At 37.5% G+C, this 14,853-nt stretch carries 11 protein-coding genes; 6 read left to right on the forward strand and 5 right to left on the reverse strand.

Annotated features, from left to right (window positions below):
• Positions 1-459: 459 nt before the first annotated feature.
• The 4 genes from V7149_RS15480 (at position 460) to V7149_RS15495 (ending at position 6,574) form a co-directional block, all read left to right on the forward strand.
• Complete coding sequence (locus V7149_RS15480) at positions 460-2,412, forward strand: glycosyltransferase (protein WP_335346509.1); 1,953 nt, start codon at positions 460-462, stop codon at positions 2,410-2,412.
• Between the two features lie 399 nt (positions 2,413-2,811).
• The gene (locus tag V7149_RS15485; RefSeq protein WP_335346510.1) at positions 2,812-3,357 is read left to right on the forward strand and encodes a histidine phosphatase family protein; all 546 of its coding nucleotides are present in this window, start codon (positions 2,812-2,814) and stop codon (positions 3,355-3,357) included.
• Between the two features lie 811 nt (positions 3,358-4,168).
• Positions 4,169-5,137: a DUF4179 domain-containing protein gene (locus V7149_RS15490; protein ID WP_438824120.1), complete on the forward strand. Its 969-nt coding sequence runs from the start codon at positions 4,169-4,171 to the stop codon at positions 5,135-5,137.
• A 789-nt stretch (positions 5,138-5,926) separates the two neighbouring features.
• Positions 5,927-6,574 (forward strand): hypothetical protein, encoded by a 648-nt coding sequence (locus V7149_RS15495; protein ID WP_335346520.1) that lies wholly within the window; start codon positions 5,927-5,929, stop codon positions 6,572-6,574.
• 156 nt (positions 6,575-6,730) lie between these two features.
• Here V7149_RS15495 and V7149_RS15500 read toward each other — a convergent pair whose 3' ends face one another.
• Positions 6,731-7,921, reverse strand: a complete 1,191-nt coding sequence (locus tag V7149_RS15500; protein WP_335346512.1) for an MFS transporter — start codon at positions 7,919-7,921, stop codon at positions 6,731-6,733.
• 253 nt (positions 7,922-8,174) lie between these two features.
• Between V7149_RS15500 and V7149_RS15505 the strand changes: the two genes are divergently transcribed.
• Positions 8,175-8,672: an LURP-one-related/scramblase family protein gene (locus V7149_RS15505; protein ID WP_335346513.1), complete on the forward strand. Its 498-nt coding sequence runs from the start codon at positions 8,175-8,177 to the stop codon at positions 8,670-8,672.
• 265 nt (positions 8,673-8,937) lie between these two features.
• Here the strand turns inward: V7149_RS15505 and gnd are convergent, their stop codons facing one another.
• From gnd to V7149_RS15525, 4 genes are all read right to left on the reverse strand, one after another.
• Positions 8,938-10,341, reverse strand: coding sequence for a decarboxylating NADP(+)-dependent phosphogluconate dehydrogenase (gene gnd, locus V7149_RS15510; protein ID WP_335346514.1), 1,404 nt, complete (start codon positions 10,339-10,341; stop codon positions 8,938-8,940).
• A gap of 98 nt (positions 10,342-10,439) precedes the next feature.
• Positions 10,440-11,786 carry a GntP family permease gene (locus tag V7149_RS15515; protein ID WP_335346515.1) on the reverse strand — a complete coding sequence of 449 codons (1,347 nt, stop codon included), beginning with the start codon at positions 11,784-11,786 and terminating at the stop codon, positions 10,440-10,442.
• An 18-nt stretch (positions 11,787-11,804) separates the two neighbouring features.
• On the reverse strand, positions 11,805-13,349 hold the full coding sequence (gntK, locus tag V7149_RS15520; RefSeq protein WP_335346516.1) for a gluconokinase: 1,545 nt from the start codon (positions 13,347-13,349) through the stop codon (positions 11,805-11,807).
• Positions 13,342-14,073, reverse strand: coding sequence for a GntR family transcriptional regulator (locus V7149_RS15525; protein ID WP_335346517.1), 732 nt, complete (start codon positions 14,071-14,073; stop codon positions 13,342-13,344). Before V7149_RS15525 ends, gntK begins: the two co-directional genes overlap by 8 nt.
• A 370-nt stretch (positions 14,074-14,443) precedes the next feature.
• Between V7149_RS15525 and V7149_RS15530 the strand changes: the two genes are divergently transcribed.
• Positions 14,444-14,853: glutathione peroxidase (locus V7149_RS15530; RefSeq protein ID WP_335346518.1), on the forward strand; the 410-nt coding region annotated here is incomplete at its 3' end.

A 14,853-nucleotide genomic window follows, 5' to 3' on the forward strand; every position in this document is an offset into this window, starting at 1 on the left:
GTTATGTATGATGATTGAAAAAATAGGATGATAGTCCTTTTAAGTTAATTAATGATTAAATTTAATTTCACTTGAACGGATACCTTTCTTCTTAAAAAGATTTTTAAATTTTGGAACTATCCATGTCAGCTATTTAATAACATAGACAAGAAATCCAGGAATGGAATTTAAACTTTCGTTGTTTAATAGTATATAGGTCCAAAATTTGTTAAATATGGGTAAGCGTCCTTTACAAGGGGTTTCTGGTTTTCATAAGATATTTGGAACACTCCTTCCCATCAATCTTTAGTCGGCATATGCACAAAAATTGGACAAATTTGTTTTAACATCTTAGAGAATTTCTCCTGCCTGGCAATTCATCACTTATAAAAAATATCTTCAAAATCCTTTGCGGGACTCAGTTGGTTACATTTAAATATTGAGTATTTATATCTTTTTTTTAATTAAGGAGTTGACTTAATGTCTGGTCTTAACAAAGGAGTAAACAAGTTAAGTTACTTTAGCAGTCCATTAAGCCATTTATTATCAGCAGATAATAATATAGGTCCCAATGGCGAAAATTTGACGATAACTTTTTTATCTTTAAATAGAGTTACTATGTCGAAGAGGCTATTAAAATCCGTAGAAAACTATATCCCACGATTTAAGGGAGACTTGTTAATAGTTGATAATGGATCAAGTCCCGAACAATTAGAGGAATTAAAAAGCGAGTGTACCAATCTTCGTTTTAATATAAAAATCGTAGAGCTTGGTTGTAATTATGGGGTCGCTGGTGCGAGGAATCGTGCGCTAGTTCATATCAACACTGATTGGGTTATGTGTTTAGATAATGATATCTATTTCATCAGCGATCCATTAGATCCGCTACGTGAAACCCTTCAAACACTTGGGTGCCATTTCCTGAACTTACCCCTATTAAAATCTAATGAAAAGAGAATCGATGCTTTAGGCGGCCATCTTTATATAACTCCTTATGACAACCATGTTGCACTTGGAGCCGGTACTTGCTTCAAACAAACTAAAATTGAAAATATTAATAAAAAATATTTAACCAAGCCTTTTTTATCAAATTTCCTTTTTGGTGGCGCTTCTATTTTCAGAAAAAGTACATTTCAACGGTTAGGTGGCTATGACGAGCAAATGTTTATTGGATTTGAGGATTTAGACTTTTCAATCCGTCTTTTTAGAGAAGGGCTTCGGATTGGCAATATATGTTCGTTTCATTTAGTACACGACCATACAATCGAAAAAAATAATACAACTGATTTAGACTATGAAAAACAAAGATACTCTTCGAAGGTTATAGAGGCCTCAGCTCTTTATCTTGAAAAAAAATATGGTTATAAGATATTAACACCTACTGTTATTCAATGGGTGAAGGAAAAAAACAACTCTATAGATAAGGGAAAAGAGTGGCTCGTTTTGAATGAAAAACAGCAAAAAATAAAGATTGCTTTAATCGCCGACGTTGATTATTGGGCGTTTGGCAATATTATGCGACAAATTGAGAAGAACTTAAACAGCTTCTTTGATTTTAGATTGTTTTCAATGAAAGAATTGGATTGGAATTACAGTAAATTATTTAGCGAAATAGAGGATTTTGACATTATCCATATTTTCTGGAGAGATATGATTCCAACATTATTATCAGCTGAAGGTGCTGAAAAATTCCTAGAGGAAAAGGTTTTATCGACTTGTGTTTATGATCATTTGTTTTTGAAAAAAAGGGAAATACGTAAAAGAAAAAATCTTTTCCATTCTGCTTATTATTATGTCTCCTCCAGGTCCCTTTGGAATATCTATAATAATATTAAAGAATATCCGAAACCACTAATGGTTATTGAAGATGGAGTTGACCCTGATATTTTCTATCCTATCGGATTAGAGAGGTTTAACACTCAAAAAAAAACATTGAAAATCGGTTGGGTGGGAAATAGTAAATGGGGACCGAAAAAAAAGGACTTCAAAGGGTTTCGAACCATAGTGAAGCCTGCGGTGGCACAATTCGAAGATTTAGGCTATCGCATTACAGGACAGTATTGCGATAGTAATGAACGCATTGTTCCTCACCATGAAATGGTTCACTACTATTCTAATATCGATATTTTAGTCTGTATGTCAGAAATAGAAGGGACACCTAACCCTATTTTGGAAGCCATGGCTTGTGGTGTTCCAGTAATCTCAACCAATGTAGGGATTGTTCCACAAGTGTTAGGCCCTAAGCAGAAGGAGTTCATATTGAAGGATCGTTCAATAGAGGCCTTGCAACAGGCTATATTAAAAATCTACAAACAACCAGCACTGCTAAAGGAACTGTCTGAAGAAAACTTAATACAAATACAGAATTGGACATGGAAAAACCAATGTGATAAATTTAAGCAATATTTTGATTTCCTTGCTACAAAAATTTAATGGGTGTAAAAACTATTAATTTTAACATATATACTAAGAATTGTCGTATTAACAATTCTATAGGAGGAGTAGCTAAATCGACTCCCCATTATTGCAAGAAACAGAAAAAACCTCACTTTAATATGTTACGGTGAACCTTATCATAAATAGTGGTAAAACAGAGGGTGGAAATTCTAATAAATAAAGAAACTTTATCAAGACTGGATTTTTATTAAAATTGAATCTGATGGAAAAGTTAGTTTTCCAATCACACGCGTGGCTTTGCAACAGTATAAATCTATGCTTAAAACAAACGGGAAAAGGTATTAATTATTCCTGTTTGTTTTTTTTTAACTGATTAAGAACCCATGTCATACATTAGCAGTAAATAGGATGTTTATATGAAAGGAGAAAAATACTTTGAATAGATCGTTACTAAATTCCATTAGAACTGGAGGATTTATATTATATGCAAGGCATGGGGAAGCGACCGTTGGAAGAGATTTACCCTATTTAAACTTTCAAAACTGTTTAACCCAAAGAAATCTTTCTGAAAAGGGACGTAGGCAGGCTATTTACTATGGAGAAATTCTTCGATATTTACAAATTCCGATTGAATACCCTGTTTCGACAAGTCCTTTTTGCAGGACAATAGAAACAGCACAGTTAGCATTTGGAAGTCATAATGTTCAAGTTAATCCTTTTTGGGTTGAGGTAAATTGGTTGAGTGGAAATTTACCTAGTAGTGATAGACAAAGAATTTTATATAATCTTAAGTCTTATTTTGAAACAATTCCAGAAGTGGGGAGAAATAAGGTTATTGTTGCTCACAGTTTCCCGGAAGGGGTCGGTTTAGGTCAAATACCTAATATGGGGACAGTTATTATAAACCCTAGAGGGGAAGGGAATCGTTATGATGTAGTTAGTCGATTATCTTTAGCAGATTTGAGTACATTAGATAGCTAGATGAAGGTTGCTGTACTAGAAAAGCATAGGTGAACCGTATCATAAGTAAATGAGTTTTTTTCCAAAACAGCACCCACCTTAACGAGCATAAAGGTTGCAACAAAAATCTTAGTAAAAGCTGAACAATTGTTTGAAAGGGTTTCCTTGATTTTAGCCCCTATATGTGGATAGTGTAAAAAGGCTACAAGAAAAATTGTAGATGATACACTATTACCTATAGGGGGTTTTTCTGTTTTGAAAAAATAATATTTAATCTGTTGAGATAAAAATACAAGCAGTCTTACGAACTAATTCGAAGTTTGATATTCTATATATGAACCATTATTTTATAATAATTGTAATTTATTTATAAAAATTACTAGCTTTCACCTGAAATTTATACAAAGGTTGCGGATCAAATTATCAGGAACACATATATAATGTTAATGACACGCGGATAAAAGGGGGGAACATGTTTATGATTCCAGCAAAAACAAATCCCATTTCTACCACTACAATAAGAGAAAAAGACGTGGAATCCATAGTCGATTGGTTCGATCAGCACAAACAATCGTTTTATATACTTGGCTGGTCCTATCTTAGTAATCAAAAGCAAATGGAAGAGCTTTTTTACCGGTCCATAATACAAGTCCAAAAGGAATGGCCTCGATATAAGAATAAAACACCATTCGAAACATGGGGTACATCCATTTTCATATATAACTGTCGGGAGCTTTCGGGTGATAGAAGTTTACAAGCTTCAGAGGACAGTGAACCAAGGCAGGAGTTATTTAAAGCACTTGATCAATTGAAGGAGTCCGAGAGAGAAGCCATGGTCCTAACATATATACAAGAATTCTCTCAGGAGGAAGCGGCACATCTTCTCCAAGTGTCAGCGGAAAAGATGAAAGAACTTTTGGCTTCAGGAATCCAGTCTCTTAGAAATGAAATGAGGCCTGAATCAACCTTTAATGGCTGTAAGGAATATAAAAAGGATTACATCGATTACTTAGAACGAGCGATGGATCGACAGAAAAAGATTGATTTCGAAATACATATTTATCATTGTCAAGATTGTCAGGAGGATCTGGCTGCCTTTCAGGATGTCATGTTAACGATGTTGGATCTTACTAATCTAATAGAAGATTTGCATGTGCCATATGGTTTTATGGAGAAGGTTAGAGCTAGGCTGACTGAAAAAGAAATCCACAGACAACAGAAGAACAAGAAACGTAAAAGAATGGGACTTGTTTTTGCTAGTGTATTCGCATTATTGATGGGTGTAGGTTTCTTTACAGGGGCGTTTGCCTACGTCTACTATACATGGACAGAAGAAGATCCGGAATTGCGTTATTTTCTACAGCAGGACCTCGGTAAAAGGCTGAATCTGGAAGCGGAAGACGACGGGGTGAAGGTGAAGATTAAGAGCGTAATTGCTGATGATGTTCAGACGCTTGTTATTTATGAAATAGAAGATACAGGTGAAGATAATCAATTTGTGATGAATTTTGGTTATGGTGATGGGGTTTTTGTAGAGAACGAGTATGAAATCATGAGCCGTGAAACGTATCCAAGGTTCTATCCTCCTGACCTTGAATCGGATATAAATAACAAAGAAAAGAACGTGTTTAAAGGGAAGATGAGTCTGTTGCCACTTAAAGAGGAGAGCGGGACAATCAAACTCACGATCACGAAGCTTCAGAAATTAATTCGTGATTCCTCTGGGCGCTCTGGTTATTGGAATTACGATANNATAATATTGAAAATAAAACAGGCGAGTGGAGCTTCGAGATACCAGTAACAAAACGGCCTTCCACCGAATATGCATTGGATGATGAAGTAACAGAAATTGAAGGAATTCCCCTTCGATTGGATAAACTCATCATTGCTCCAACTACAACGATTCTGCAATTTGGTATTAATAATGAACGAATAGTGAAGCGGATAGACTCTCTTAATATTAACAATCTAGAAGTGAACAATAAAAAAATAAAAGCTCAAATGTATGGCAGCTCTTTTTGGCATTCACAGCAAGACGTGAATTGGGCAACTTATCAAACACACTTTGACCCTCTTTTTGGAGAAAAACCGAAAGAGGTTCATGTTCAATTTAAATCTGCTAATTTAACGGTTGAAGATACATTTATCATCGAATTGGACGATATTAGAGAATACCCTCATACTTTTGAATATGCGGGAAGTACAATTTCCATAGATAGGATGGAAGTTGGCGACTCTACGAATTTTGTGCTAAGTAATCATGAGGTTGAGAATCGGGAGTATGAGTGGCTTCAATTCAATATTGTAAATGAATCGAGTTTTATAGATATGAATTCTGAAGGAGTAATTGTTGATAAAAACGGGGTAGTATACGAAATAAATAATATGCCGGTCCCATATGAGGAAATCGAGCAGCCCCGTCATTTATCTACAGTTCAAAGCGTTCGGTTCCAAGGTAAAAATGTAAATCCTAAGAGTCTGGAGATTTATGGATATAGTACAACGAAATATTTAGATGATGTTGTAAAAATTTCTTTGGAATAATGGGTGAAGAAAAAGGAAAGAGAGAAGGAGGAGTAATTAAGAAGTGATGAACATCATATTTACGGTGTTATTTGTTCTAGGAGTCATTTATTTAATCAAATATCGATTAAATCTAAAGAAAGCAGCTGATTGCTCTAAAGATGCGCTCTTTCCCAAAAAAGAACATGAGTTTAGTAGTATCCTCCTGCCAACTGAGTGGAAAGAGATGGAGCCTTTAACAAAGCACACGAAATCTTATCAATATGTAAAATGGGGCACCATGATTGCTCTTGTATTGTTAACAGTGCTTTTAATAATTGTCATTTCAACTGACTGGTTGGGATCCTCCTTCTTTAGTTTTGCCTATTTGTTTTTCACAATCATTAGTGCAATAAAGCATCGCGGAAATCTGTTTATTTTACCAAATGGTCTAATCCTTCATGGAAAATTCTATTCTTCAGATCAAATAAAGTACTATGAAACAGAAAAAGTAATTCGTTGGCATGAGCTTTATGGGCTTGATTCTCGAGTGAACAATGCATATAAATTGACATTTCATTTAAAAAATAGACTATTCCAGCCAAGTTTTATTGTGGTCAGGGATCTTGATCACCTTGAAAAAATTATTGGTTTACTTAATGAACAGAGTATTATGAGAATACAAAAAGAGAAGAAACCCTATTCATCTGTTGTGAAGTTAACAAATAAATCATAAGTTCTGGGACCTACTTATATTCCGTTGTTAAGATTCCATGGCTTCCTGTTGGTGGAAAAGAAAAGGTTAATGCCTTTCTTTTCCACCATAGGAGAAGCTGACTTTCGTAGAAATTGATAGCTTGGGTTAATTGGGGACTGGCCCTTTCTTGTGTGTTTATGCTAATTTCTTTTGTTTTTCGTCTAAACGATGACTAAAGCATGTTAGGAGACAAGCACAGACTGCCACGATTCCACCAACCCATGTGACATTCATTAAATTTCCTTGATGATACACCATTCCTCCTAGAGCTGAACCGAAAGCGATACCTACGTTGCTTGCTACTGGCATCAGTGAAGCGGCGAGCCCTGTTGCTTTTGGCTGATAAATGCCAGCAAGATCAATTAAATAAAGCTGTGTCGATGTTGTTAACATAATCGCCATTAATGACATTAAGCCGATGTTGGATAACCCTACAACGAAGTTTTGAGTCGTCCAAAATAAACTTGCTAGCACCACTGCCTGTACAAGAAAAACAAACCGAAGGCGGCCGATTGCATTGTGGCTGGCAATTTTACCAGCGAGGATATTGCTGAAAATCGAAATAATTCCGTAACCAAATAAGATTAAACTAATGGAGTTATTTGGTGCTTCCATTCCTTTTAAGATAGGAACAAGGTACGTAAAGACAACATATGTTGCACCAAATCCGAGAGCTGGAATGAAAAAAGCCATCAAAATTCGTGGCTTGGTCAATAAAGAAAACTGATCCCGTATCGAACTCCGTATTTTGCTGAGTCCATTAGGCAAGACGAAAAAGGATGCTAAAAATGCTAATCCTCCTAGAAGAGTCGTTAACATGAAAGTGGCATTCCAGCTATACCAATCTGCGATGACTGTACCAATTGGCACTCCAACGACATTTGCCAGTGTGAACCCACCGAAAACGAATGATATCGCGAGTCCGCGTTTTTGAATCGGCATCGTTTCACTCGCAACTATCATGGCGAGTGAAATTAAAACGCCTGTAACAATCGCTGTCATCATTCGAAGGGTGAGGAGCATGATGTAGCTCGACGAGATTACACATAATGCATTCAGGACTATGAAAGATCCGATCAAAAACAACATCCATCTACGCTTTGGAAAATGACTTGTTGCTGACATTACTAGTGGTGTGGCGATGGCAAACGTAATGGCAAACGTAGAAACGAGTGTACCTGCTTTTGCATTTGTAATATGAAGGCTTGAGGAAATATCGGTTAAGATTCCGACAATGACAAATTCGCTTGTCCCAAGAACAAATGTTAATAAAGTAAGTGTTAAGATAAGCAACCAATGTCGCTTTGATAATTTTGTAGGGTGCATAAATACCTCTTTTCATAGATGAATGTAAATGTGTCACATAGTATATACACAACCTAAACATCATACCATAAAATACTTTTGCGAGAAGAACCCTTTTTATCAAATTGCGGTGAATGATTTACCTGACTCGACAAGGCAGCAGAGTTAGCTGAAAACTATTTAAGAAAGCACACTTCTGTTGATAATGCTATGATTAGCAGTAAGACAAAACATAATATATTTTAATTAATATGCTACATCAAGGAGGCATAGCATGAAGCAACTATATATTAAACAGAAGGTATTTAGTCTAAGTGGCAAATTTACGGTAAAGGACCAACAGGAGAAGGATGTTTATTATGTGGAGGGCAGTTTTATGCAGATCCCAAAGACATTCTCCATTATGAATACAAAAAGAGATGAAGTTGCGCTTATTACGAAAAAGATGTTTAGCTTTTTACCGAAGTTTTTTGTTGAGGTGAATGGCCGAGAGGTGTTAACGATTAAGAAAGAGTTTTCTTTCTTTAAAGCACGTTATACGATTGATGCGGCAGGCATTGAAGTACAAGGTAATTGGTTGGATATGGATTTTCAGGTTTTACAGCATGGGAAAGTTGTCGGTAAAGTGACTAAGGAGTGGTTCACTTGGGGCGATAGTTATAAGGTTCAAATATTGAATGAAGAAATGGAAGCTATCATTATTGCGATCGTTGTTGCAATTGATTGTGTGAAGGCTGACCAAGCAGCTGCTTCATCAGCAGCAATAGATTAACGTATGGATGTACAGTATAATATGCTGATGGGTTTTCTTTTACGTTTCCTTTCTTTTCTGTCTAGGAACGACTATCAAAAAAGCAAAGACACAGGAAGCTGATATTATAAAAAACAGATTTAAAGTATTTAATTCTGACCTAATTCAAATAAAGGATACAAAATAATATATTAAATCGAGGGAGAAGATAGTTTCTGGTTCTAGACCCCCAGTGAGATCCTAAAACTCATTGGGGGTCTGGTACCTTTTTTCTGCTGATGCGAAATCAATCATTCCAATTTGTGTGAAAGACTCCTGCTAAGTCACGTCGTTCATAAGTGTGGGCCCCAAAATAATCTCTTTGTGCTTGCAACAGATTAGCATTTGAAATGTCTGTCCGATAACTATCCAAATAAGAAATCGATGCACTTAAACATGGAAATGCAATTCCGGAAGTAATGCCCTCACAGACAACTTTTCGTAGTCCCATTTGATACTCTTTCACTTTTTCGGCGAAATGAGGAGCGATTAATAAATTAGCCAAATTTGGCTGTGTTTCATAGACTTCACTTATTACGTTTAAAAATTCCGCACGAATGATGCAGCCGCCGCGGAAGATGAGCGCAATGTCCTTTAAAGGCAAATTCCATTCAAACAGTTCAGACGTCATTTTATATTGTGTAAATCCTTGAGCGTAAGCGCAAACCTTCCCTAAATATAATGCTTGTCTAACGTGCTCAATCCAAACTTCTTTATCTAAATTCGGCTTATCAATTTCAGGATCCGACAAGAATTCTTTTGCAAAAACCCTTTCTTCTTTTAAAGAAGAGATGTAACGCGCGAACAATGCCTCCGTAATAATGGAAGCTGGAATTCCGTTATCAATGGCTTGGATGCTTGTCCATTTACCAGTGCCTTTTTGCCCTGCTTTATCAAGAATCACATCAATCAGAGGCGAACCGGTTATTTCATCCCTTTTTCTTAAGATCTCTGCAGTAATCTCGATTAAATAACTTTTTAGTTCACCTTGATTCCATGACTCGAAGATGTCGGCAATTTCATCAACAGATAAACCTAACTTTTCTCTTAAAAAAGTATAGGCCTCAGCAATCAGCTGCATATCGGCATACTCAATTCCATTATGGACCATCTTTACAAAGTGCCCTGCACCTTTAGGGCCAATATACGTACAGCAAGGTTGACCATCTACTTGGGCTGCTATTTTTGTAAGAATCGAAGCTGCCTGTTCATATACTTGCTTATCCCCGCCTGGCATGATGGAAGGACCTGTCAAGGCCCCGACTTCCCCGCCTGAAATCCCAATTCCAAGATAACCAATTCCCTTAGACTTTAACTCATCATATCTGCGAGCAGTATCTTCATAATGGGAATTGCCGCCGTCCATGATGATATCTCCTGTATCAAGAAAAGGAACCAATGAATGGATCACAGAATCGATGGGACTTCCAGCTGTGACCATCAGGAAGACTTTCCTTGGGGATTCTAGTGATTGAACAAAATCTTGAATTTCATAGTACGGATGGATGGGCTGACCGTTACTTTTTTGAACCAGCTGATCGGTTAGATCCGGAGTATAATTATAGACAGCAACCTGCTCACCGTGACTTGCCATATTTAAAGCGATATTACTGCCCATTACTCCCAAACCAATAACACCAATTGTATTCAACTTTATTACTCTCCTTTTGTGACAAAAATGGTAACAGGTCAGATCCTCGATGCTAAAGTGTATTAGCATTGAGGGTCCGACCTTTTTTCAAAAGCAGGTTATACTATTAAACTTAGCAATAAAACAAATCCTAATCCAGCAACTGAAATAATAGTTTCAAGCAATGTCCAAGTTGCAAAGGTTTCTTTCATGCTTAAGCCAAAATACTCTTTGAACATCCAGAAGCCTGCATCGTTTACGTGAGAAGCGATTAAGCTGCCTGCACCGGTTGCCAGTACAACTAATGCGAGGTTCACGTCCGTTTGTCCTAACATTGGAATTACCAATCCAGCAGTAGTTAATGCAGCAACAGTCGCAGAGCCTAGGGCAATTCTTAAGATAGCTGCGATGATCCACGCAAGTAAGATTGGGGACATGGAAGTGTCTTTGAACATTACGGCAACGTAGTCACCAACACCGCCATTTATTAATACTTGTTTGAAGGCACCGCCGCCCCCGATAATTAACAGCATCATCCCGATATGTGAAATGGCTGTTGAACATGAATCCATTATAGTCTTGATTGGAATCTTTCTTGCAATGCCCATCGTATAGATGGCAACTAGTAAAGAGATTAACATCGCTGTGCCAGCATCCCCAATAAAACGGATGGCTGCCAAGAACGAATTATCTTCAAATCCTAATGTTTTTTGAAGCAATGTAATAATGGTTGCAATCGCCATTAAAATAACAGGAAGAATGGCAGTAAATACACTGATGCCAAACCCTGGTGTGTCTTCAAGCTTAAATGATTTTTGCTCACCTAATGAAGCAATATTGCCCATCTTCGTAAAAGATTCTGGAACAAGTTTTTTTGCAAGCTTTGTAAAAATAGGACCAGCAATAATAACAGTTGGAATGGATATAATAAAACCGTAAAGTAGAACTTCCCCAATGTTTGCCCCATATTCACCGGAAATGACAGTCGGGCCCGGGTGAGGAGGCAGGAATCCATGTGTGACAGATAATGCTGCTGTCATCGGAATGCCAAGATACAGAATTGAAACATTTAATTGTCTTGAAATGGCAAAGACGATTGGAATTAATAATACTAATCCTACTTCGAAGAATAATGCAACCCCGATGATAAAAGATGCTGCAACAACTGCCCATTGAATATTTTTCTCACCGAATTTATTCACAAGGGTCATGGCAATTCGTTGTGCGCCACCTGAATCTGCTATTAATTTTCCTAGCATCGCACCAAGTCCAAAAATTAACGCTAAGTGCCCAAGTGTACCACCTAATCCGGCTTCAATCGTTTTAACAATTTCCCCTAGTGGCATACCAAGGGCTAATGCAACACCAAATGAAACAATAATTAATGAAATAAAGGTATTTAACTTTAAACCCATTATTAAAAGTAATAATGCTAAAATTCCAATTGCTACAATAAGTAATGGCATTTAATTGCCTCCCATTCGTTATTTTGTTGAGTGCGGTAAGCGTCTTTGATACGCTGAAATCCGTGTATAATCTTCTGTTAATACGTGGGATAAATTAATAAAAATCGGCAATAATTGCTGGTATTCTTTAACAGCACCTCCTTCAGGCGTATGCTTGTAAGTGCTGCCAATCATGTGAGAAGCCACTTCAAATGATTCAATTTTTCCGAATGAATAAAGTCCTAAAATACAGGCACCGAGACAGGAACTCTCATAGCTTTCGGGTACCTCCACTTCAGATTCAAAGATGTCGGCTACCATTTGCCGCCAAACCTCTGACCTTGCGAAGCCCCCTGTCGCTTGAACCCGGGTAACAGGTCCATCCATGCATTCAGTTAATGCTAGAAATACCGTGTATAAATTGTAAATGACACCTTCTAAGACAGCACGAATCATATGTTCTTTTTTATGGGACATTGTTAGGCCGAAAAAGGAGCCGCGTACGTCAGGATTCCATAATGGTGCACGTTCACCTGCCAAGTAAGGGTGGAATAGCAATCCATCAGATCCTGGCCTAACGCCTCCGGCAATTTTCGTTAACACCTCGTACGGATCAATACCTAATCGCTTTGCTGTTTCCACTTCTGCTGAGGCTAGCTCATCGCGAATCCAGCGAAGAACCATCCCACCATTATTGACAGGCCCACCAATGACCCAATGCTTTTCGGTTAAGGCGTAGCAGAAAATCCTTCCTTTTTCATCCGTTTGCGGTTCATCAATAATCGTTCGGATGGCACCGCTTGTCCCAATTGTGACGGCAATTTCACCTTTTCTGATTGCATTGACCCCGAGATTTGAGAGCACGCCATCACTGGCTCCAATGACAAACGGGGTTTGTGGTTCAATCCCCATTAGCTGGGCAAAATCCGGATGGCAGTTTTTAAATATTTTCGTTGTCGGGACAAGTTCAGATAATTGTTCTCTTGTAATTCCGGCAATTGTTAATGCTTCGTCATCCCAGTCCAATGTTTTGAGATCCATCATCCCCATTGCTGAAGCAAGGGAAAAATCGACTGTATATTGATTAAACAATTTTTTGAAGACATATTCTTTTATTCCGATATACTTCTTTGCCTTTGTCGCGATGTCGGGGTGCTCATTTACAATCCAAGCAATTTTGGCTAATGGCGACATCGGGTGGATCGGTGTTCCTGTTCGTCTGTAGACTTCATGGCCATTCAATTCATCTTTGATTTTATGGGCCCATGCTTCACTGCGATTATCCGCCCATGTGATACAGGAAGTGAGCGGCTGATCATTTTCATCCATGGCAATGACGCTATGCATCGCACTGCTAAACGAGATAAACATGATCTGTTTTTCAGGATGTTGTATTGTGATATTCGAAATCGCTTTCAAAACAGCTTGAAAGATTTCTTCCGGGTTTTGTTCAGCAGTTGAGATATCAGGAGTGTAAAGTGGGTAACCGATATTCTCCTGTTGAATAACTTTGCCGTTTTCACTGAACAAAACAGCTTTTGTGCTTGTTGTTCCTATATCGATTCCTAACATAAAGTTAGTCATTATCTTGTTCTACTCCTTCAGAAAGCATTTGTTGTGACCTCCACAGGTCTTCAACCTTGCCTTGAACATCATCAAAGTTTTGGTGCAAGGACTTAATCATAAGGGCTCGGTCTTTTGTTTTGATTGCTTCAATATATAATTTATGATTGTTGATGATACGTGGGAAATCATCGTACTTTTCGTTAAAACGCATTCGCATGGAAAGAAGAATAAAGCTTTCCATCACAGGTTTTAAATTATTCCAAATCATCAGGATGTGGGAATGATTAATAGCTCGAATAATCGTTTCATGGAACAGAATATCCTGATAGGAAAACTCATCTGCATCTTGGTATTTGATGGCAACTTTCATCATTTCCAAAATTTTGCTAAGTTCCTTTGTTAGCTCGGTTACTTCTATTCTTACTAGCCGTTCAAAAACAAATGTTTCGATTAACAAACGGACATCATAAATTTCTTCTATTTCCTTTTCTGTTAAGCCGAGGACAACAGCACCCATTCTTTCTAACTGGATGATATTCTCAGCAGCAAGTATTTTTAGTGCATCCCGAACCGGTGACCGGCTTACTGAAAAATCTGCAGCCAATTTATTCTCTGATAGGATGGTACCGCTTTCAATAGCGCCCGAAATGATCCGCATTCTTAGCTCGTATGCAATCCGATCACCGGTTGATGCCTTAGAAAGCCATTTTTCCGGATATAGATTTTCTCTGGATTCTTTCATTGATTCACCTTCTCAATTTTAATACAAGTAGACTTGTATACAAGTATTATAAATATTATTAATAGAAATGTTAACACTTTTTTCAAAAAATTATTATTTTTGATGATTAATGAGCTTATAAATGAAGATATCGGAATCTCTCTGCAGATTTTTATGATAATCCGCATAGAGATTGTGAAGAAACGTACTGAAGGTAACTGGCTGTATAGATTAAGAAGGATAATTAACTTCGATTGAAGAAATTTTATTATGAGGTAAGACATAAATTCACGACTTTTCTTTCTAGGTATTGGAAGTGTGCTTCGAGTGGGGCGTATCGGAAGTGGTTAGTGAAGGATAAAGGGTTACCTTGAAAGGGATGTGAGCAAAAATGAGTGTGTATGACTTTACAGTAAAGAAAATCGACGGTCAGACAGAGCCGTTGTCTCGTTACGAAGGAAAAGTCGTCCTTATCGTCAATACGGCGAGCAAGTGTGGCTTTACACCACAGTATAAGGGGTTACAAGCGCTGTATGATAAGTACCGAGATTTAGGATTAGAGATTCTAGGATTTCCTTGTAATCAATTCGGTCAACAGGAACCAGGAACGAACGAGGAAATTCAGCAGTTTTGCGATTTGAATTACAATGTGAGTTTTCCAATGTTTGCAAAAGTAGACGTAAATGGAGCGAATGCGGACCCACTTTATCAATACATAAAAAAGGAGGCCAAAGGCGCGTTAGGGTCACAGGCGGTCAAATGGAATTTTACGAAATTTTTAGTGGACCGAAAAGGGAATGT

Source organism: Bacillus sp. JJ1503, from assembly GCF_036965125.1.
In the GTDB taxonomy this organism is placed as follows: Bacteria; Bacillota; Bacilli; order Bacillales; family Cytobacillaceae; genus Cytobacillus.